16 protein-coding genes are annotated in these 20,127 nt (G+C 73.7%); 6 read left to right on the top strand and 10 right to left on the bottom strand.

Annotated elements, in window-relative coordinates; genetic code table 11:
* Positions 1-172: 172 nt before the first annotated feature.
* Genes ACGF3J_RS18645 through narI form a run of 4 tightly spaced genes read left to right on the top strand, consistent with a single transcriptional unit; the run spans position 173 to position 6,681 of the window.
* Positions 173-3,868 (top strand): nitrate reductase subunit alpha, encoded by a 3,696-nt coding sequence (locus tag ACGF3J_RS18645; protein WP_161326691.1) that lies wholly within the window; start codon positions 173-175, stop codon positions 3,866-3,868.
* Positions 3,868-5,463, top strand: a complete 1,596-nt coding sequence (gene narH, locus ACGF3J_RS18650) for a nitrate reductase subunit beta (protein WP_393854319.1) — start codon at positions 3,868-3,870, stop codon at positions 5,461-5,463. The genes ACGF3J_RS18645 and narH overlap by 1 nt, the downstream gene beginning before the upstream one ends.
* A gap of 4 nt (positions 5,464-5,467) precedes the next feature.
* Positions 5,468-5,962: a nitrate reductase molybdenum cofactor assembly chaperone gene (gene narJ, locus ACGF3J_RS18655; RefSeq protein ID WP_361358659.1), complete on the top strand. Its 495-nt coding sequence runs from the start codon at positions 5,468-5,470 to the stop codon at positions 5,960-5,962.
* Complete coding sequence (narI, locus tag ACGF3J_RS18660) at positions 5,959-6,681, top strand: respiratory nitrate reductase subunit gamma (protein ID WP_393854320.1); 723 nt, start codon at positions 5,959-5,961, stop codon at positions 6,679-6,681. The genes narJ and narI overlap by 4 nt, the downstream gene beginning before the upstream one ends.
* A 4-nt stretch (positions 6,682-6,685) precedes the next feature.
* On the opposite strand, the gene ACGF3J_RS18665 is transcribed toward narI, so the two are convergent.
* The 6 genes from ACGF3J_RS18665 to ACGF3J_RS18690 form a co-directional block, all read right to left on the bottom strand.
* The gene (locus ACGF3J_RS18665; RefSeq protein ID WP_122618962.1) at positions 6,686-7,111 is read right to left on the bottom strand and encodes an OsmC family protein; all 426 of its coding nucleotides are present in this window, start codon (positions 7,109-7,111) and stop codon (positions 6,686-6,688) included.
* Between the two features lie 86 nt (positions 7,112-7,197).
* Positions 7,198-9,003, bottom strand: a complete 1,806-nt coding sequence (locus tag ACGF3J_RS18670; protein WP_393854321.1) for a hypothetical protein — start codon at positions 9,001-9,003, stop codon at positions 7,198-7,200.
* Positions 9,000-10,061 (bottom strand): MoxR family ATPase, encoded by a 1,062-nt coding sequence (locus ACGF3J_RS18675; RefSeq protein ID WP_161326696.1) that lies wholly within the window; start codon positions 10,059-10,061, stop codon positions 9,000-9,002. The genes ACGF3J_RS18670 and ACGF3J_RS18675 overlap by 4 nt, the downstream gene beginning before the upstream one ends.
* 74 nt (positions 10,062-10,135) lie before the next feature.
* Positions 10,136-11,542, bottom strand: a complete 1,407-nt coding sequence (locus ACGF3J_RS18680) for an amino acid permease (RefSeq protein WP_161326697.1) — start codon at positions 11,540-11,542, stop codon at positions 10,136-10,138.
* An 84-nt stretch (positions 11,543-11,626) separates the two neighbouring features.
* On the bottom strand, positions 11,627-13,771 hold the full coding sequence (locus ACGF3J_RS18685) for a phage holin family protein (RefSeq protein ID WP_393854322.1): 2,145 nt from the start codon (positions 13,769-13,771) through the stop codon (positions 11,627-11,629).
* A 102-nt stretch (positions 13,772-13,873) separates the two neighbouring features.
* Complete coding sequence (locus ACGF3J_RS18690) at positions 13,874-14,275, bottom strand: hypothetical protein (RefSeq protein WP_122618959.1); 402 nt, start codon at positions 14,273-14,275, stop codon at positions 13,874-13,876.
* Positions 14,276-14,368: 93 nt separating this feature from the next.
* Here ACGF3J_RS18690 and ACGF3J_RS18695 point away from each other — a divergent pair, with 93 nt between their 5' ends.
* Both ACGF3J_RS18695 and ACGF3J_RS18700 read left to right on the top strand, forming a co-directional pair.
* Positions 14,369-15,142: an MBL fold metallo-hydrolase gene (locus tag ACGF3J_RS18695; protein ID WP_393854323.1), complete on the top strand. Its 774-nt coding sequence runs from the start codon at positions 14,369-14,371 to the stop codon at positions 15,140-15,142.
* A complete protein-coding gene (locus tag ACGF3J_RS18700; RefSeq protein WP_393854324.1) occupies positions 15,139-15,777 on the top strand; it encodes a DedA family protein in 639 nt (212 codons plus the stop codon). The genes ACGF3J_RS18695 and ACGF3J_RS18700 overlap by 4 nt, the downstream gene beginning before the upstream one ends.
* 39 nt (positions 15,778-15,816) lie before the next feature.
* Here the strand turns inward: ACGF3J_RS18700 and ACGF3J_RS18705 are convergent, their stop codons facing one another.
* The 4 genes from ACGF3J_RS18705 to ACGF3J_RS18720 all read right to left on the bottom strand — a co-directional run bounded on the left by ACGF3J_RS18705 (position 15,817) and on the right by ACGF3J_RS18720 (position 20,049).
* The gene (locus tag ACGF3J_RS18705) at positions 15,817-16,878 is read right to left on the bottom strand and encodes an MBL fold metallo-hydrolase (RefSeq protein ID WP_393854325.1); all 1,062 of its coding nucleotides are present in this window, start codon (positions 16,876-16,878) and stop codon (positions 15,817-15,819) included.
* Positions 16,875-18,137, bottom strand: coding sequence for an aminotransferase class I/II-fold pyridoxal phosphate-dependent enzyme (locus tag ACGF3J_RS18710; protein WP_393854326.1), 1,263 nt, complete (start codon positions 18,135-18,137; stop codon positions 16,875-16,877). Before ACGF3J_RS18710 ends, ACGF3J_RS18705 begins: the two co-directional genes overlap by 4 nt.
* 80 nt (positions 18,138-18,217) lie before the next feature.
* Positions 18,218-19,072, bottom strand: coding sequence for a hypothetical protein (locus ACGF3J_RS18715; protein ID WP_393854327.1), 855 nt, complete (start codon positions 19,070-19,072; stop codon positions 18,218-18,220).
* Positions 19,073-19,254: 182 nt separating this feature from the next.
* On the bottom strand, positions 19,255-20,049 hold the full coding sequence (locus ACGF3J_RS18720; protein ID WP_161330236.1) for an RNA polymerase sigma factor SigF: 795 nt from the start codon (positions 20,047-20,049) through the stop codon (positions 19,255-19,257).
* Positions 20,050-20,127: the final 78 nt, after the last annotated feature.

Here is a 20,127-nt window from a genome sequence, read left to right on the forward strand (position 1 = left end):
GACCCGACGGCAGCACCGCCCCCATCGACACCAGCCGGCCGCACCCGGCGCGCGAGCCTTGACCCGTACGCCGGACACCGGGCGCCCGCGCTGACCCGTACGGGCCCCGCGAACGGGTGCGCTCCCGTGCCCGCCCCTAGGTTCGAGAACCAGGGCGAGCAAGGGAGCGCACGTGACCGACACGCGGACACCGCCCACCGAGCCGGGCGCGGCGCTGCTGCGCGCCGGGCGGTTCTTCCGGCCGGGCACCGCCGCACCCGACCTGCACAGCATCGGGCTGGTCGGCGGCCGGGAGGCGGACGCCTTCTACCGGGACCGCTGGAGCCACGACAGGGTCGTGACCTCCACGCACGGCGTGAACTGCACGGGCTCGTGCCGCTGGAACGTGTTCGTCAAGGACGGCATCATCACGTGGGAGACGCAGGCCACGGACTATCCGTCGGTCGGCCCGGACCGCCCCGAGTACGAGCCGCGCGGCTGTCCGCGGGGCGCGGCGTTCTCCTGGTACACCTACTCGCCGACCCGGGTGCGCTATCCGTACGTGCGCGGGGTGCTCCTGGAGATGTACCGGGAGGCGAAGGCGCGGCTGACCGACCCGGTGCTCGCCTGGGCGGACATCCAGGGCGACCCGGAGCGCCGGCGGCGCTACCAGCGGGCGCGGGGCAAGGGCGGGCTGGTCCGGGCGGACTGGGACGAGGCGGTCGAGATGATCGCCGCCGCCCACGTCCACACCATCCGCACCCAGGGCCCCGACCGCATCGCGGGCTTCTCCCCCATCCCCGCGATGTCGATGGTGTCGCACGCGGCGGGCGCCCGCTTCCACTCCCTCATCGGCGCGCCGATGCTCTCGTTCTACGACTGGTACGCCGACCTGCCCGTGGCGTCCCCGCAGGTGTTCGGCGACCAGACGGACGTGCCGGAGTCGGGCGACTGGTGGGACGCGGCGTACCTGATCATGTGGGGTTCGAACGTGCCGGTGACCCGGACGCCGGACGCGCACTGGATGGCGGAGGCCCGCTACCGGGGCCAGAAGGTCGTGGTGGTGTCGCCGGACTACGCCGACAACACCAAGTTCGCCGACCAGTGGCTGCACCCGCACCCGGGCACGGACGCCGCGCTGGCCCTGGCGATGGGGCACGTGGTGCTCAAGGAGTTCTTCGTCGACCGCGCCACGCCGTTCTTCGACGACTACGTGCGGCGCTTCACCGACCTGCCGTTCCTGGTGACGCTGACGGAGCGGGACGGGGCGTACGTCCCGGCGAAGTTCCTGCGCGCGGCCGACCTGGGGCAGGGCGGCGAGGACGCCCGCTGGAAGACGGTCGTGCTGGACGGGGCGACGGGCCGGGCGGTCGTCCCGAACGGCTCGCTGGGCTTCCGCTGGAACGAGGCCGACCAGGGCCGCTGGAACCTCGACCTGGGCGAGGTGCGGCCCCTGCTGAGCCTGCACGGGCACGAGATGGCGTCGGGTGTCGAGGTGCTGCTCCCCCGCTTCGACACCGAGGGCGGCGCGCACGGGCAGGGACGCGGTGACGTGCTGCGGCGGGGTGTCCCGGCGACCCGGCTCGGCGGGGCGACCGGGCCCCTGGTGACGACCGTGTTCGACCTGCTGCTGGCCCAGTACGGGGTGGCGCGGCCGGGCGTGCCGGGCGACTGGCCGGCGTCGTACGAGGACGCGGCGGCGCCCGGCACCCCGGCGTGGCAGGAGACGCACACCTCGGTCCCGGCGGCGGCCTGTGTGCGCATCGCGCGGGAGTTCGCGCGGACCGCGGAGCGGTCCAAGGGCCGCTGCATGATCCTGATGGGTGCGGGCACCAACCACTGGTTCCACTCCGAGACCATCTACCGGACCTTCCTGGCCCTGCTCCAGCTCACCGGCTGCCAGGGCCGCAACGGCGGCGGCTGGGCGCACTACGTCGGCCAGGAGAAGTGCCGCCCGGTGACCGGCTGGGCGACGCTGGCCGCCGCGTCGGACTGGTCGCGTCCGCCGCGGCAGATGATCGGCACCGGGTACTGGTATCTCAACACCGACCAGTGGCGCTACGACCGGTTCCGCGCCGACGTGCTGGCCTCGCCGCTCGGCGAGGGGCGGCTCTCCGGCATGACGGGCGCGGACTGCCTCGCCCTGTCGGCGCGCACGGGGTGGATGCCCTCCTACCCGACCTTCGACCGCAATCCGCTGGAGCTGGGCGAGACCTTCGGCGACCCGGTGGCGAACGCGGTGGCCGAACTGCGGGCGGGCACACTGAAGTTCGCGTGCGAGGACCCGGACGCGCCGGAGAACTGGCCGCGGATCGTGACCCTGTGGCGGGCCAACCTGCTCGGTTCCTCGGGCAAGGGTGCCGAGTACTTCACCAAGCACCTGCTGGGCACCCAGTCCTCACTGCGCGCCGAGGAGGCCGCGCCCGGCGAGCGCCCGCGGGACGTCGTCTGGCACGAGGAGGCGCCCGAGGGCAAGCTCGACCTGCTGCTGTCGCTGGACTTCCGGCACACCTCGTCCACGCTCCTCTCGGACGTGGTGCTGCCCGCCGCGACCTGGTACGAGAAGCACGACCTGTCCAGCACGGACATGCACCCCTACGTGCACGCCTTCTCCCCGGCCGTGAGTCCGCCGTGGCAGGCGCGCACCGACTTCGACACGTTCAAGGCGATCGCGGAGAAGCTGAGCGAGCTGGCCGCCGGGCACCTCGGGGTGCGCAAGGACCTGGTGGCGGCGCCGCTCCAGCACGACACGCCCGGCGAGATCGCCCAGCCGGGCGGGGTGGTACGGGACTGGCGGCGCGGGGAGTGCGCTCCGGAGCCCGGGAAGACCATGCCGAACCTGGTCGTGGTGGAGCGCGACTACTCGGCGATCGGCGCGAAGTTCGCGGCGCTCGGCCCGCTGGTGGAGACCAAGGGACTGCCCGCCAAGGGCATCACCCTCAAGCCGGACGAGGAGGTGGAGCGGCTGCGGCGGATGAACGGCGCGGTGCGCGGCGGCCCGGCCGACGGGCGCCCGGCGCTGGACACGGCGGTCAAGGCCGCCAACACCGTCCTGGCCCTGTCCGGCACCACCAACGGGCGGCTGGCCACCCAGGGCTTCCACACGCTGGAGGCGAAGACCGGGCAGGAGATGGCGCACCTCGCCGCCGAGCACGAGGGCAAGCGGATCACGTACGCGGACACGCAGGCGGCGCCCGTGCCGGTGATCACGTCGCCGGAGTGGTCGGGCAGCGAGGCCGGGGGGCGCCGGTACACGGCGTTCACCCTCAACACCGAGCACCTCAAGCCCTGGCACACCCTCACCGGACGGCAGCACTTCTTCCTCGACCACGACTGGATGCACGAGCTGGGCGAGGCACTGCCGGTGTACCGGCCGCCGCTGGACATGAACCGGCTGTTCGGGGAACCGCGGCTCGGTCCGGACGGCGAGAGCGAGGTGACGGTCCGCTACCTGACCCCGCACAACAAGTGGTCCATCCACTCCGAGTACCAGGACAACCTGTTCATGCTGGCGCTGTCCCGGGGCGGCCAGTGCGTCTGGATGTCTCCGCAGGACGCGGACGCCATCGGGGTCGCGGACGACGACTGGATCGAGGCGGTCAACCGCAACGGCGTGGTGGTGGCGCGCGCGATCGTCTCGCACCGCATGCCGCCCGGGACGGTGTACATGCACCACGCGCAGGAGCGCACGGTGAACACGCCGCTCACGGAGACCACCGGCAAGCGCGGCGGCGTTCACAACTCGCTGACCCGGCTGCTTCTCAAGCCGACCCATCTCATCGGCGGCTACGCCCAGTTGTCCTGGGCGTTCAACTACCTCGGCCCGACGGGCAACCAGCGCGACGAGGTGACGGTGATCCGCCGCCGCAGCCAGGAGGTCGAGTACTGATGCGCCCGATGGCCCAGATCGCGATGGTCATGAACCTCGACAAGTGCATCGGCTGCCACACCTGTTCGGTCACCTGCAAGCAGGCGTGGACCAACCGGCGGGGCATGGAGTACGTCTGGTTCAACAACGTCGAGACGCGCCCGGGACAGGGCTACCCGCGCCGCTACGAGGACCAGGAGCGGTGGCGCGGCGGCTGGGAACTGAACCGGCGCGGCGCGCTGAAGCTGAAGGCGGGCGGCCGGATCAGAAAGCTCGCCGGGATCTTCTCCAATCCGAGGCTGCCGGAGATCAAGGACTACTACGAGCCCTGGACGTACGACTACAAGAACCTCACCGACGCCCCGCTCGGCGACGACTACCCGGTCGCGCGGCCCGTCTCCCAGCTGGACGGCAAGCCGATGAAGATCGGCTGGTCCTCGAACTGGGACGACGACCTGGGCGGCACCCCCGCCTACGGCGACCTGGACCCGATCGTGGAGCGGACCCGCCGGCAGGCCTCGGACAAGGTGCGGTTCGCGTACGAAGAGACGTTCATGTTCTACCTGCCGCGGATCTGCGAGCACTGCCTCAACCCGTCGTGCGTGGCGTCCTGCCCGTCCGGGGCGATGTACAAGCGCTCGGAGGACGGGATCGTCCTGGTCGACCAGGACCGCTGCCGGGGCTGGCGGATGTGCGTGACCGGCTGCCCGTACAAGAAGGTGTACTTCAACCACCGCACCGGCAAGGCGGAGAAGTGCACCTTCTGCTACCCCCGCATCGAGATCGGCGAGCCGACGGTCTGCTCGGAGACCTGCGTGGGCCGGCTCCGGTATCTGGGGGTGGTGCTGTACGACGCCGACAAGGTGACCGAGGCCGCCGAGACACCGAACGAACGCGACCTGTACGAGGCGCAGTTGGGACTCTTCCTCGACCCGGGGGACCCGGCGGTGCGGCGGGCGGCCGAGGAGGCGGGGATCCCGTACGACTGGATCGAGGCGGCGCGGCGCTCCCCCGTGCACGCGCTGGTCAGCAGGTACCGGGTGGCGCTCCCGCTGCATCCGGAGTACCGCACGATGCCGATGGTCTGGTACATCCCGCCGCTGTCGCCGGTGGTGGACGCGCTGACGGAGACCGGGCACGACGGTGAGGACGCGGACAACCTGTTCGGCGCGATCGACACCCTGCGCATCCCGCTGGAGTACCTGGCGGAGCTGTTCACCGCGGGGGACGTGGGCCCGGTGCGGGCGTCGCTGGAGAAGCTGGCCGCGATGCGCGCCCACATGCGGTCGGTCAACCTCGGCGAGGACCCCGACCCGGCGGTGTGTGCCGGGGTCGGCATGCGCCCCGAGGAGATCCATGACATGTACCGGCTGCTGGCGCTCGCCAAGTACGAGGAGCGGTACGTGATCCCGACGGCGGCCGTCGGGGACGCGCACCGGCTGGAGGCCTCGGCGCTGCCGGACACGTGCAGCCTCGACACCGACGGCGGGCCCGGCATGGGCGGTGACGGACCGTTCGGCCAGGACTCGGGACGCAGGATGCTGCCGCTGGTGCCGGTGGAGAACTTCCACATCCTGCGCCGGCGGCAGACGGCGGACGACGAGAGGGAGGCCTGATCCCATGCCCGGGTTCGAGGTGCTGTACCAGGCGGCGGCACTCTGCCTGACCTATCCCGACGACGACTTCCGCGACCGGCTGCCGCTGCTGCGCGAGGCCGCCCCGCAACTGCGGGCCTTCACCGACCACGCGGCCGTGACGCCCCAGGGCGAACTCCAGGCGCACTACGTGCAGGTCTTCGACTTCAAGAACCGGCACAGCCTGTACCTGAGCTGGTGGACCGACGGCGACACCCGCAACCGCGGGATGTCCCTGGTCCGCTTCAAGGAGCTGTACCGCGCCCACGGCCTGGAGTTCACCGGCGAGGAACTGCCCGACTTCCTGCCGGCGGTGCTGGAGTTCGTCTCCCGCACCGGGGACATCGGCATGCTCACCGAGCACCGCGGCGCCCTGGACGAGCTGCGCTCCCGGCTGACCGCCTTCGGCACGCCCTACGCCTGCGTGCTGGACGCCGTGTGCGCCACCCTGCCGCCCGCATCCACCGGAGCCCGCCGATGAACGTCTTCCTCTGGGGCGTCCTGCCCTACGCCGCCTTCGCCCTGCTCGTCGCGGGCCTGGTCTGGCGTCACCGCTACGACCGGTTCGGCTGGACCACCCGCTCCTCGCAGGTCTACGAGTCGAAGCTGCTGAACATCGCCTCGCCGGTCTTCCACTACGGCATTCTCTTCGTGCTCGTCGGCCACCTGATCGGGCTGTTCGTCCCCGCGTCCTGGACCGGGGCGGTCGGCGTCAGCGAACACGCGTACCACCTGTTCTCCCTGTACGGCGGCACGCTGGCCGGGGTCCTCACGGTCGCCGGGATCGGGATGCTGGTCTACCGGCGCCGCACCAAGGCCCCGGTCTTCCGCGCCACCACCGCCAACGACAAGTTCATGTACGTCTTCCTGCTCGGCGCCATCGTCCTCGGCATGATCGCCAAGCTCTCCGACACCTCCGGCGACGGCTACGACTACCGCAGCACCATCGCGCCCTGGGCCCGCAGCCTGTTCACCCTCAGCCCGAAGGTGGAGCTGATGGAGGGCGTGCCGGTGCTGTACCACGTGCACGCGGTCGTCGGCATGGTCCTGATCGCCCTGGTCCCCTACACCCGGCTCGTGCACATGTTCAGCGCGCCGCTGCAGTACCTGACCCGCCCGTACGTGGTGTACCGGTCGCGCGACCCCAGGCAGCTGGGGCCGCGCCCGGACCGGCGGGGCTGGGAGCGTACGGGCTCCTAGCCGGCTAGGCCAGCTTGGCGGTGAGGGTGATGGTGGTGCCGGTCAGGGCCTGGCTGACCGGGCAGTTCTTCTTGGCGTCCTCGGCGGCGGCGGTGAACGCGTCGGCGTCGAGGCCGGGGACGGTGCCCTCCACGGTGAGGTGGATGCCCTTGATGCCCTCGCCGGGCTGGAAGGTGACGTCGGCGGAGGTGGTCAGCTTGGTGGGCGGGGTGCCGGCGCCGGCCAGGCCGTGCGACAGCGCCATGGAGAAGCAGCTGGAGTGGGCGGCGGCGATCAGCTCCTCGGGGCTGGTCTTGCCGTTCGCCTGCTCGGCGCGCGACGGCCACGACACCGGCTGCTCGCCGATGCCGGACGAGTCGAAGGTGACGACACCGCTGCCCTCGAGCAGGTTGCCTTCCCAGACGGTGTGTGCGGAGCGCGTGGTTGCCACGGCGGGTCCTCTCGAATTCGCTTGCTGTACTGAGGCGATGGAAACCCGTGCCCGGGTTTCCGCCCCCCATCCGATCACACTCCGGCTCAGCTCACCCGGAAGACCGCCCCCCGGGCCGTGAAGGGCAGCCGCGCGCCCTGCGGGACGAGGTAGGCGTGCTCGCGCCGGACCCGCAGCACGTCGCACCCGCCGTCCGTGATGACGAGGACCGGCGCGGTGGGCGGGAAGTCGTCGGCACGCAGCAGCAGGTCGACGCCGGGCTGGAGCACTGTGCCACCCCGGCCGTGCACCCGCACCCGGCCGGCGATCTCGGTCACGGGCAGGTAGCCGGCGTCGTGCGGGGCCGCGTCGCAGAACACGACGCGGGCGGCGGGGACATCGCGGGCCTCGGCATAGGAGGCGATGGCGCCGAGCGCCTTGCCGAGCAGCCTGCGGTCCATGGAGCCGGAGGTGTCCAGGACGACGCCGAAGGTGCAGCGGGCGATCTCCTCGGGCGGGAAGTACCGCCCGGCGCGCGGGATGCCGGGGGTGGCCGCCTGGCGGCGCGAGGGGCGCGCGTACGACCGTACGGGCTCCGGGCGGGGCACGAACTCGTCGAACCAGCGGGCGAGGCGCGCGTCCCAGGGCAGCGGCGGATGGCTGAGGGCGCGGATCTCCTCGACCAGGCCGCCGGGCAGGTGTCCGCGCTCCTGCTGCCGGTGCAGGTCCAGGCCGTGGGCGAGGCCCCGGCGGTAGAAGCCGTCGAGGTCGACGTAGTCGCGGGGCGAGCCGAGCGGGGCGCCGAGGACGTCGCCGACGCCCTTGCCCCGCAGGGTGGCCAGGCGGCGCTTGCGGCGCAGGTCGCCGGCGATGCGGTCGTAGACCTCCTCGGCGGACAGGCCGGCCAGCGCCGGGTCGTGCAGCAGGCCCTCGGGCATGGTGCCGACCCGCATCTCGACCAGCCAGCCGTTGACGACGTAGTCGCAGGCGACGTTGAAGAGGTACGGGTCGCGGGTGCCGCAGCGGTCGCCGTGGCGCAGGGCGGCGTGCAGCATCTCGTGGGCCAGGATGAAGCGCCACTCCTCGTCGTCGTACCGGCGCAGCGGGTTGACGTAGATCTCGCCGGCCTCGGCGTTGACGGCGGCGATCGAGATGCCGTGGGCGCGGGCGAGTTCGGCGTCGGCGACGAGGGTGATGCCGGAGGCGATGCCGCCGAGGAGCGGGTAGGAGGAGACGAACCAGCTCAGGGCCTGCTGCCAGGGGTGCAGCCGGGTGGGGCCGCCCAGCATGCCGTCGCGCCGGCCGCCCGCGACGTCCAGGGCGGTGGACATGGTGCGGGTCAGCGCGTGCGCGAAGGCCAGCTGCCAGTCGGGGGCCTGGCCGTTCCAGCCGTCCCAGGAAGAGAGGAGCTGGTCGGGTTCGCCGCCGGCGGTGCCGCAGTGCTCGTACGCCGCCGGGATTCCGCCCTCGCGGCGCCAGGCGGCGGCGATGCGCTCCTCGTCCCCGTCGGGGTAGGCCGGCGGCAGGTCGTCCGGGGTACGGCCGACCGGGAAGGTCTGGAGGAACCGGTTGACGACGACGCAGCGGGCGGCGAGGTCGTAGCGGTCGGGCTGTACGCGCTCCCCGGTGGCCGCGGGTACGTGGCCGAAGCCGAGGTGGATGAGGCCGTGGGCGATGGCCCAGGCCCATTCGACGGGTTCGGCGCGGCGGGTGGGGTGCAGATGGACGCGGCCGTTGGAGCTGACACGGACGAGTCCCTGCCGGGGCGCGACCTCGCACCCCTCCTCCCGGCACCACTTGACCTCCATCGCCGCCAGCGCCGGGTTGGCCCACACCAGCTGCACTCCCTTGGCGCAGTCCTCGGCGGCCGGGTCCTTCTTCTGCTGCTGGTCCTGCTTGCGGGTGCCGCTCACCGCCGCGCCTCCACCAGCCGCGGCATGTCCCGCGCGGCCTCCACGAGGAACCACGCGGGCAGCACCGGGTTGCCGTCGGCGTCGGAGGCGATGACGGTCTGGGCGACCTCGACGGATATCTCGGCGAGCTGCACGAGCAGCGACTTGGCCCGGTACGCGGTCTGGCGGCCGTTCGCCGACATGTGCTCCTTGCTCGCGGGCAGCTCCTTGACCAGCCGGCCGCGGAACGACTCGGCGAGGTAGTAGAGCAGATCGCGGTCCTGGAGGCCCTTGGGCCAGCGGGCCTCGCCCTTGAGGATCGCCTCGATGCCGAACCGGCTGCGGACGATCTTGACGTAGCCGCAGAAGGCGGTGGCGTGCGCGGGTGTCAGCGTGCCGTGCGCGAGGACCTTGAGGGTCTCCTCGTCGATGTCGTGGCCGAAGGAGTGCAGGGCGTCGGAGAGCATGTGCCAGGAGCGCGGGGTGGAGAAGGGCTCCTCGGTCTTGGGCGGCTTGGACCACAGGTGGTCGGGGCGGTCGGTGAGGTGGTCAGTGATCCAGGGGTGGATGCCGTGCTCGGCGGCCCAGGCCAGCCAGTCCTTGGCGGAGGCGTCCAGGTGGACGTGGGTGAGGCGGTTGACCAGCGCGGAGGCCAAGGGGCGGGCCAGGGCGTTGTCGGTGGCGCGGTTGCCTGCGCCGATGACGATGGAGCCCTTGGGCAGCTCGTAGTTGCCGACGCGGCGGTCGAGGATCAGGGAGTAGAACGCCTTCTGCACATCCGGGGTGGCCGCGTTCAGCTCGTCCAGGAACAGGCAGTACGGCTCGTCGCGGGCGATGGACTCGGGCGGGCAGAACACGGACCGGCCGTCCCGGATCTGCGGTACGCCGATCAGGTCCTCGGGCGCGAGCTGGGTGCCGAGCAGACTCACGCACTCCAGGCCCAGCGAGTCGGCGAAGGCCCGCACCAGGGAGGACTTGCCGATGCCGGGGGCGCCCCACAGGAAGACCGGCCGCACGGTGGCGAGGCCGAGCAGCAGGTCCGGGAGACGGGCGGGAGTGACGGTGACGGCTGCCTGCACGCAGGGGCTCCTGGGCGATCAGGGGGAGGGTGACCGCACCAGTGTGGGTTCCGAGGCGTCCGCACGCAGCCGAATTACCGTGCGGCGGGCCCTTCCGCGCGCCGCTTGCGCGCCGCCATCACCGCGTACACCAGCACGCCCGCGAAGAGGAACAGCACACCCTGGTACACCGCCGCGTAGCCGGCGCCCCCCACGAGCCACAGCGAGAACGCGGCGGCCACCGAGGCGATCACGAGGTCCCGGACCAGGCGGGCCCGGTCGACCTGCTCGCCCTGGCCGGAGACCAGATGGAAGATCTGGGCGGCGGCGGCCAGCAGATAGGGCACGGTCGCGGTGAAGGTGGTGACGAGGACGAGGACCTCGAAGACCTTCGCCGAACCGGACGTGTAGTTGTAGACGGTGAGCAGCGAGGCGAGGACGACGGTGACGGCGACGCCGGTCGTAGGGACGCCCCGCCGCCTGCGCGCGAACGCGGCCGGGAAGAGGCCGTCCTTCGCGGCGGCGTACGGGGTCTGGGCGCTGAGCAGGGTCCAGCCGTTGAGGCAGCCGGTCATCGAGACCAGGGCCGCCAGCGCGACGGCCCAGCCGCCCCACGCGCCGCCGAACATGGTGTTCACGGCGTCGGAGAAGGGCGCGGTCGAGGTGACCAGGCGGTCGTGTGGGACGGTGCCGAAGACCGAGAGCGTGCCCAGCAGGTAGACGAGGGCGGCGCCCGCGGTGCCGATGACCGTGGCGCGGCCGACCGTGCGGCGCGGGTCCTTCACCTCGCCGGCGCTGACGGCGGCGGACTCCACGCCCAGGTAGGAGAAGAGCAGGATCGCGGCGGCCGCGGAGACCGCGCCGATGCCGCTGGAGCCGCTCGCGTTGAACGGGCCGAGGTTGTCCGGGTCGAAGAAGAACAGCCCGCCGACCGCGACGAGCAGCAGCGGCGCGAACTTCAGCACGGTGGCGACGAGTTGCACGGCGCCCACGTACCGGGTGCCGGCGAAGTTGGCGAGCGCGGGCAGCCACTGGATGACCAGCGCGGCCAAACAGGCAGTCCAGCGGTGGTCGCCCACCGGGATCAGCACGTCGAGGTATCCGACGGCGGCGACGGCCAGAGCCGCGTTGGACACCCAGGTGGTGATCCAGTACGCCCAGGCGGCGAGGAAGCCGGCGAAGTCGCCGAAGGCGCCGCGGGCGTAGACGTAGGGGCCGCCGGTGCGCGGGTCGCGGGCGGCGAGGCGGCCGAAGACCAGGGCGAGCGCGATGGCGCCGACGGTCAGGACGCCGAAGGCGAGCAGGCTGACGGTGCCGAAGGGCGCGACGGAGGCGGGGAGCAGGAAGATGCCGCCGCCGATGATGTTGCCCATGACCAGGGCGGTGGCCACGGGGAGCCCGAAGCGGCGGGCGTGCCGGCCGTTGCCGGACGTGGGGTCGGGGGCCGCGGGGGTCTCCTGCGGTTCCGGAGCCGGTGGGGGGACGGTCCCGGTGACGTGCATGGGGTGGTGCGCCTCTCATGGAGCTGTGGCCCGGGATCGCCGGGACGGCGCCCATGGTCGGGCACGGTCCGTCGCACCTCAAAATCAGGCGCTTTTCTCCTGCACGAACCCGTCCGCGACAGGAAAAGGAGCGTTCTCGACGACGTTCGGCCGTGGATCTTCCACGGGTACCTGCGGGCCGTTGGACTCCCGCAGCCAGCGGCGCAGCACCCGGTGGACGTGTTCGGCGCCGACGATCTCCGTGTCCTCCTCGACCGGGTCGGAGAGCACGGCCGGTGACAGCAGGAAGGCGTGCGACTGGGCGCCGCCGAGCCCGCCGTGGGAGCCGATCTGCTCCTCGAACGCGAGGACCTCGCCGTCGGCCGGGTCGTGGAAGGAGTTGACCATGATGTCGGCGGTGTGCGGGAAGGAGTGCGTGCGGCGTACGGCGTCGGCGGCGCCGGGACCGAAGGGGGCGAGCGGGCCGGGGTCCTCGTCGAGCCGGTCCAGGGGTATCTCGGCGCCGTGCGCACCGAGCACCAGGCCGCCGTGCCGCTCGCTGCGCACCAGCAGGAAGCCGATGCCGGGGTGGTTGGCGAGGGTCGGCAGCAGCGCGGGGTGACGGGCGTCGATCTCCTCCCGGGTCATCCGGTGCGGCACGTCCGGGAACGAGACCAGGCCGAGGTTGCCGGAGGCCAGCACGATCGGCTCGGAGCGGCGGCCGGCCGGGGTGTCGGCGGGCCGCTGCTGCGCGGCGGCCTCCTCGACGGGGCGGTGCAGGGCGGCGCGGACGGTGTTGCGGGCCTCGGCGCCGCTGCGGGTGCGCTGGGCGCGGCGCGGCACGGGCAGCCCGCAGCCGGCCCGGACCAGGTCGCCGAGGGTGAGGCCGTAACGGGCGCGGAAGGTCTCGCCGGGGCTCTGGCCGTGGTCGGACAGGAGGACGATCCGGTAGGAGCGGGGGGCCTGGTCGGCGACCTTCTCGATCAGCGCGAGGGACCGGTCGAGCCGCCGCAGGACGTTGACGGCGTCCCGGCCGTTCGGCCCGGAGTGGTGCGCCACCTCGTCGTACGCCACGAGGTCGGCGTAGACGGCGGTGCGGCCGGCGAGCATGTCGCCCATCACCGCGGCGACGACGACGTCCCGTTCGACGACGGTGGCGAAGGCGCGGACGAAGGGGTAGAGGCCGCCGCGGGAGACGCGCGGGCGGACCTTGTGGGCGCGGGCGCGGGTGGACTGGCCGATCTCCCGGCCCACCTCTGCGACGAAGGACATCGCGGTGCGGACGGCGTTGGCCGGGTCGGAGAAGTAGGCGAAGTAGCCGGACCTGGACCGGGTCTCGCGGCTGCGGCGGCGGGTGGCGATGGACAGCACCAGGGCCTGTTCGTCGGCGCCGCCGCCGAAGAGGTTGCCGCGGCTCGCGCCGTCCAGGCTGAGCAGCCCGCCGTCGCCGGTGCGCCGGACGGCGCGGTGCTGGAGTTCGGCGGCGCTGGTCGGCCGGTTGCAGACCATGACCTCGCCGGTGTCCTTCTCGTACCAGCGGAAGGCGGGCACGTCGTGGTTGCTGCCGTGCAGGATGCCCAGTTGGCTGGCGCCGGTCTGGCTGGACCAGTCGGTGCGCCACGGGGCCAGCCGGTGGCTCGCGGACGCGCCGTGGCGGCCGAGCCAGCGGGCGACGGTGGGCATGGCGCCGGTGTCGACGGCGTCGAGCAGGACGTCGTGTCCCACGCCGTCCAGTTGCAGGAAGACGATGCCCGGGCCGGCCGGGCAGGGCGGGCCCGATCTGCGGCGGCGGTCGGCGAGGCGGTAGAGCCGGCGCCGGTAGGCGTCGTCACCGCGCACGGTCAGGGCACCGCCGGTGGCGGAGGCGACGGCGGACATGACGGCGGCGACCACGACCGCCGTCTCGGGGGCGACGCCGCCGCGGCCGGCCGGGTTCACGTCTATCGCGAGGAGCAGCAGGCCGCCGTTGAGGAAGAAGACCAGCAGCCCGAGGACGAGCGCCGGCACCAGGAGCAGCAGGCGGACCATGAGCGGCCACACCACGGCGGAGAGCAGGCCGAAGGCGCCCGCGCCGACCGCGGCGGTCATCGCGATGTCGGTCGCGCTGTCCCCGTCGGGCGACTGGAGCCGGAAGTCCGGCAGGATGCCCGCGAGCACGAGCATGGTGAGGGTGGACACGGCCCACACCGTGACAATCCGCCCGATCTGACTGGCGACCCGGCGCCAACGGCCTCCACCCACGCTCCGCACACCTCACGTCCCGGCCCGTCGTCCGGGCCCTCCCCACCCTGCCACAACGCTCCGGGGCACCCGTTTGTCCCCCTGAGCCCGGTTCACACCCCGAAAGGGTGGTCAGCGGCCGTCGTATCCCGCCGTGGGCATCGACAGCCTGCGATGCACGCACGCCTTCATGCGGGCGTCGTAGGCCGGTTCCGCGTGGCCGACGGTCTCGACGCGGGCGCCGCGCCGCGCGCACTCCGCGGTGAAGTCGTCGACGGAGGCCAGCGCGCTCTCCAGTACCCGGCGACTGGGGGCCACGAACAGGTCGTGGCCCGGGCGGACCCCGTCCCACAGGGCGTCGTGGTCCGGCCGCAGTCCGCGTACCAGCAGTTCCCTGGCGACGACGTAGCCGTGTTCCGCCGCCCAGCGGGCGCACATGGCGTGCTGGCTGCGGGAGTCGACCAGGAACGGATCGTCGTCCAGCAGTTCCAGCGGCGTCAGACTCGCGATCGCCGTCACCCTCACCGGCCCCATGGTGTCCCCCTCACCTCCCGTCACCTCCCGTTTTCGCCGCCGACCCTACTCCTGGACGTAGGCTTCGGGGAGTCGCGCGAAGGAGGCAAAGAGGTGCCGGTGGAGCTCACGTGGTGGGGTCACGCCACCTGCACGGTCGAGGACTCGGACATCCGCGTGCTCACCGATCCCCTGTTCGCCCGCCGCCTCGCCCACTTGCGCCGCAGGCGGGGCGCGGTGCCGCCGCCGGACGCCTGGCGCGCGGACGTGGCGCTGGTGTCCCATCTGCACGCCGACCACCTGCACGTGCCGTCGCTCGCGCGGCTCGCGCCGGGCACGCGCCTGCTCGTGCCCCGGGGCGCGCGACGGGCGGTGCCGGGGCTGCGGCGGCTCGGTCACCTGGACGTGGCGGAGGTGGCGCCCGGCGACGTGGCGCACGTCGGCGACCTGCGGATACGGGCGGTGCCCGCACTCCACGACGGGCGGCGGCTGCCGGTCGGCCGGCACCGCTCCCCCGCGCTCGGCTACGTCGTCGAGGGTGAGGCACGGACGTACTTCGCCGGGGACACCGGCCTGTTCGAAGGCATGGAGAAGGAGGTCGGGCCGGTCGACGCGGCGCTGTTGCCGGTGGGCGGCTGGGGCCCGTACCTGGGGGCGGAGCACCTGGACGCGGGGCGGGCGGCGGAGGCGCTGACCCGGCTGGCGCCGCGTACGGCGGTCCCAGTGCACTACGGCACGTACTGGCCGTTCGGGATGGACGCCGTGCGCCCCCACGAGTTCCACACGCCCGGCGACGAGTTCGTGCGCCTGTCGGCGCTGCGCGCGCCGGGGGTCGCCGTGCACCGGCTGGGGCACGGCGAGAGTGTGCGGGTGGAGGTCGCGCGGTGAACTGGCTGGACGCCGCCACGACGAGCGTGACGAGCATCCCGACGGAGCCGACGCAGCAGGCGTTCGGGTATCCGTCGCTGTTCCTGCTGGTGCTCATCGGGGCGTTGGTGCCGGTGGTGCCGACGGGCGCGCTGGTGAGTTCGGCGGCCGTGGTGGCGATGCATCAGACGCTTCCGTTCTCCATGCTGATGGTGTTTGCGACGGCGTCGCTGGCCGCGTTCTGCGGGGACATGGCGCTGTACTGGCTGGGCCGGCGCGGGGTCGGTTCGAAGAACGGCTCGCGCTGGCTGGAGGCGATCCGGTCCCGGGCGCCCGAGGACCGGCTGGAGCAGGCGCAGGACAAGCTCGCCGAGCACGACGTCGCGGTCCTGGTGCTGTCCCGGCTGGTGCCGGCCGGCCGGATACCGGTGATGCTGGCCTGCCTGCTCGCCGAGTGGCCGCTGCGCCGCTTCGCCCGCGGCAACCTGCCGGCCTGCCTGGCCTGGGCGGTGACGTACCAGTTGATCGGGGTCCTGAGCGGCGCGCTGTTCAGCAAGCCCTGGGAGGGGGTGGCCGCGGCGATCGCCCTGACCGTGCTGGTCAGCGTGGCGCCGGGAGTGTGGCGACGGTTCCGGGGGCGGCCGGCGAAGGCTTAGGGCTCGGGCGGGGCGGGGTCGTCCGGACGGGGGCGTGAGCTACTCCAGTACCCGTGAGGCTCCCACCGGCAGGTCCCACAGGTCCTCCCGGGGCAGACCGGCGGCCTGCCAGGCGGCGCGGGTCCGGGTGAGGGGCTCCAGGACCGGTTCCGCGGAGAGGACGAACGTGCCCCAGTGCATCGGCGCCATGCGGCGGGCGCCGACGTCCCGCGCGGCGCGGACCGCCTCCTCCGGGTCGCAGTGCACGTCGCTGAGCCACCAGCGGGGGTCGTAGGCACCGATGGGGAGCAGCGCGAGGTCGATACCTGGGTAGCGGCGGCCGATCCGGGTGAACCAGTGGCCGTACCCCGTGTCCCCGGCGAAGTACACGCGCCGGCCGTCGGACGCGGTGAGCACCCAGCCGCCCCACAGGCTGCGGCAGGTGTCGACGAGGCTGCGCTTGGACCAGTGGTGCGCGGGGACGAAGTCGAAGCGGACTCCGCCGATCTCGGTCGCCTCCCACCAGTCCAGCTCGGTGACGCGGGTGAAGCGGCGGCGGTGGAACCAGCGGCCCAGTCCGGCGGGCACCAGGACGGGAGTGTCGCGCGGGAGCCTGCGCAGGGTGGGGGCGTCCAGGTGGTCGTAGTGGTTGTGGCTGATGACGACGGCGTCGACGCGGGGCAGGTCGCTCCAGGCGACGCCGACGGGGGTGATCCGGGCGGGGGTGCCGAGGATGCGGCGGGACCAGACCGGGTCGGTCAGCACGGTCAGGCCGCCGATCCGCACCACCCAGCTGGCGTGTCCCGCCCAGGTGACGGCGACGGTGTCCACGTCCACGCGGGGCAGCGGGCCGGGCTCGTAGGGCAGCCGGGGGATGTCGGCGAGACCCTCGCGGCCGGGTCTCACCGCGCCCTCGCGGGCGAATCTGGCGAGGGCCCTCAGGCCGGGCAGCGGCGCGGTCAGCCGGTCGTGGAAGGTGCGCGGCCATACGCGGCGTTCGGCGGGCGGCCGGGGATCGGCGAGCGGCGGGTACGAGGGGGCCCGGGCGGACGTGACCGGCGACGCGGTGGTGTCCTCGGGGGACGCGGGGGTGCTCGTGGTCGACCGGGGCTGCTGCGTCATCGAGGAGGCTCCCATCGCTGAGCGTCGCGCAGACCGCCGAAGACCGATCCGAGAGCGGTCAACGCGCGTCGCACGTGTGGCAGTTCCAACGGGTCCGGGCAGGTGAGGCATTCCGCGCGCTGTTCGGCGGTGCCGGTGCCGAGCAGCGGGCCGGTGGCGAACCGCACGCGAAGGGCCGCGAGGTCGTCGCCGAAGCGGTGTCCGCCGGGGGCGGGCATGCCGAGCCGGGGGGAGAGGAAGTCCTCCAGTTCCTGGGCGTCGCCGACGCCCTGTGCGCCGAGGGCGTCGCGCAGCGGGCCGAGGTCGGCGTACAGGTGACGCCCGGCCTGCGGGGGCCGCGCCGTGGCGCCCGCGGCGACGACGGCCGCGTGCACGGCGGCGGCCACGCGCGCGTGCAGGCGTACGGCGGCCGACCGGCGGGCGGTGACCGGCTCCGGTTCGTCGAGCGCGTACCCGGCCGCGGCGGCGACGGGCGCGGCCACGCCCGCGCCGAGGGCGGTGAGCACGTCGAGCACGCGCGCGTGCAGGGCGTCGCCGGCGGCGGACGCCGGGAAGCGGGCGACGGCGGCCGGCCAGCCGGGCGGCAGCAGTCCGCCGGCCAGGTCCGTGACGACGGTGACCCGCTCGGGCAGCATCTCGGCGGGACTGAGCAGCACGGTGGCGTGCGGGTCGTGCAGGGTGTCCCGCCAGGTCTCGTCGCTGACCAGGTGCAGCCCCTCCCCGGCGGCGGCCTCGACGGTCTCGTGCAGCAGTTCGGGCCGTGCGACGGTGCCGGTGGGGTCGTCGGCGACGGCCAGCACCAGCAGGCGGGGGTCGCCGCCCTCGGCGCGCACCCGGCGGACGGTCTCCAGGAGGGCGTACGGGTCGGGGACGCCGCCGCTCTCGGCCGGCGTCGGGACGTGGAAGACGGGGCTGCCGAGCAGCCGCGCGTCCGGTGCCCACCAGGCGGCGCAGGGGCGGGGCACCAGGACGTCGCCGCCGAGCGCGGCGGTCACCGCCAGCAGCAGGGTGTGCGCACCGGGGGCGGCGGCCACCTGGCCGGGCTCGGTGGGCAGGCCGCGCCGGTGCCAGTAGCCGCTCGCGGCGGCCGTGAGGGCGGGGGCGCCGCCGATCGGTTCCCCGCGTGCGCGGTCCGCGGCGGCGGCGAGTACGGCGGACAGTTCGGGCGGCACCGGCAGCCCGTCGTCGGGCAGGTGGGGGCCGTACCGGACGGGGCCGTGGCCCACGGCGTCGTGGCCTTCGGGGTCCGTGCGCCGCATGCGTACCTCCGCGCGGGTCCGTACTGCCGCTCACCGTCGTTGATCCCAGTACCCATCCGGCACACGAGCCATGACTCCGCTCAGCGCTCCCCGTCCTCCCCGCGCAGCCGGAGCCGCAGCCGGTGGGCGGCCGCCGCGCAGGCGCCGGCGATCAGGACGCCGCCCGCGGCCAGCGCCGGCACCGAGTCGCTGAAGGTGCCGCCGGTCCCGGCCCGCACCCCGTGTTCCGCCTTCCCGCCGCCGCAGGACTTCCCGGCCTCGGCGGACTCACCGTGCGGGGCGGCGGTCCCGGGGCACGGCGGCTCGGTGGCACAGGGCGTGCCGTGGGTGGGCTTCCCGCCGTACGGGGCGGTGGACGGGGGGCACACGGGCCTGGCGGTGACGCTCTCCCCCGCCGTGGCGTCCGGCACGTTCATGGTGGCGCTCCACGGGTCGCCCTCCCCGCCCGCCTCGTCCGGGCAGGAGCCGTCGACGGTCCAGTCCTCCTCGGCGTCCTCCGCCTCCGCCTCGCTCGCGAAGTCCTCGGCTGCCGCTATCCGGGCGGTCCCCCGGTAGGCCGGGCCGGTGTCCGCGCCTGCTTCCCCCTCGACCTTGCGCAGCGCGACGGTGCCCTCGTCGAAGGCCAGGGAAGTGGCGTCGAGAGTCGCCGGCGCGGAGCCACCGGTCGGCGCGCATGAGACCGACACGGTGACGGTGCCGCCCGGGGTGACGTCGGCGGGGCTGACCTCGGCGGCCGCCTGGCCCCCGGCCGGTGCGAGGGGTTCCTCGGCGGCCGGCGGCGGGACGGGTTCCCCGGCCACCGGTGGCGGTACGGGCTCACCGGCGCCGGCGGGCGGCGGGGGGACGCCGGGATCGGCCGCGCCCGGCCCCGCGAGGGCGCCGAGGGCGGCACTGGCCAGGACGGCCACGGACAGGGCGCGGGCGGTGCGGCGCATGGGGCGGGCTCCTTCGAGCTGCGGCGGCGGGGGCACGGCACTCGCGCCCCTCGGCCATCACAGCCCGCCCGTCCGGGGTGCGCGCGCCACTCTGCGCCGTTCGCGCGAACGGGGCCCCCGGGCGGGTGAGCCCGAGGTTTCGGAGCCCGGGACCGCGGTCCCGGACCGGTGCCGAGGCCCGCTCACGCCCCCGGATCCCGCAGCACCTGCTCCCGCACCCGGTCGCAGCAGCGGCTGATCAGGCGGGAGACGTGCATCTGGGAGATGCCGAGCTGCTCGGCGATCCGGCTCTGGGTCATGTCGTCGAAGAAGCGCATGTACAGGATGGCGCGCTCCCGGTCGGGGAGGGCGGCCAGGCGCTCCTTGACGGCCTCGCGGTCCACGACGGTGTCGAGGGCCGGGTCGGGTCCGCCGAGGGCGTCACCGAGCGAGAACCCGTCCTCGCTGCCCGGCAGCTCGGCGTCCAGGGACAGGGCGGTGAAGCTCTCCAGCGCCTCCAGACCGGTCCGGACGTCCTCCTCGCTGAGGTCGGTGTGCTCGGCGATCTCGGCCGCGGTGGGCGTCCGGCCCGGGATCGTCTGGGAGAGCTCCTGGCGGGCGAAGCGCACCCGGTTGCGCAGTTCCTGGACCCGGCGCGGCACGTGCAGCGTCCACATGTGGTCGCGGAAGTGCCGCTTGATCTCGCCGGTGATCGTCGGCACGGCGTAGCTCTCGAAGGCGTTGCCGCGCTCGGGGTCGTACCGGTCGACGGCCTTCACCAGGCCGAGGGCGGCGACCTGGCGCAGGTCGTCGTAGCTCTCGCCGCGGCTGCGGAAGCGTCCCGCGAGGCGTTCGGCCATGGGCAGCCAGGCCTCCACGATCCGGTCGCGGACCTCGTCGCGCTCGGGGCCGTCGGGGAGGGTGGTCAGCCGGCGGAACGCGTCCGCGGTGTCGGGGGCGTCGTCGTGCGGGTGCTTCACGCTGGCGTGGATCGGCATGTGCGTCGCAACTCCTTCGGAGTGCGGGGCCGGTCGTCGGTTCGGGGCGAGCCCTGGGCACGGCCCGCGTGGGGCGGC

Origin of the sequence: Streptomyces sp. NPDC048171 (genome assembly GCF_043202655.1) — a bacterium.
Lineage (GTDB): Bacteria > Actinomycetota > Actinomycetes > Streptomycetales > Streptomycetaceae > Streptomyces.

What these genes read in the sequence shown, in the direction of transcription:
- narJ (WP_361358659.1), top strand. Translation starts at nt 5,468, where the DNA reads ATGCCCGGGTTCGAGGTGCTGTACCAGGCGGCGGCACTCTGCCTGACC.
- narI (WP_393854320.1), top strand. Translation starts at nt 5,959, where the DNA reads ATGAACGTCTTCCTCTGGGGCGTCCTGCCCTACGCCGCCTTCGCCCTG.
- ACGF3J_RS18710 (WP_393854326.1), bottom strand. Translation starts at nt 18,137, where the DNA reads ATGCGGCGCACGGACCCCGAAGGCCACGACGCCGTGGGCCACGGCCCC.
- ACGF3J_RS18705 (WP_393854325.1), bottom strand. Translation starts at nt 16,878, where the DNA reads ATGACGCAGCAGCCCCGGTCGACCACGAGCACCCCCGCGTCCCCCGAG.
- ACGF3J_RS18690 (WP_122618959.1), bottom strand. Translation starts at nt 14,275, where the DNA reads ATGGGGCCGGTGAGGGTGACGGCGATCGCGAGTCTGACGCCGCTGGAA.
- ACGF3J_RS18680 (WP_161326697.1), bottom strand. Translation starts at nt 11,542, where the DNA reads ATGCACGTCACCGGGACCGTCCCCCCACCGGCTCCGGAACCGCAGGAG.
- narH (WP_393854319.1), top strand. Translation starts at nt 3,868, where the DNA reads ATGCGCCCGATGGCCCAGATCGCGATGGTCATGAACCTCGACAAGTGC.
- ACGF3J_RS18720 (WP_161330236.1), bottom strand. Translation starts at nt 20,049, where the DNA reads ATGCCGATCCACGCCAGCGTGAAGCACCCGCACGACGACGCCCCCGAC.
- ACGF3J_RS18715 (WP_393854327.1), bottom strand. Translation starts at nt 19,072, where the DNA reads ATGCGCCGCACCGCCCGCGCCCTGTCCGTGGCCGTCCTGGCCAGTGCC.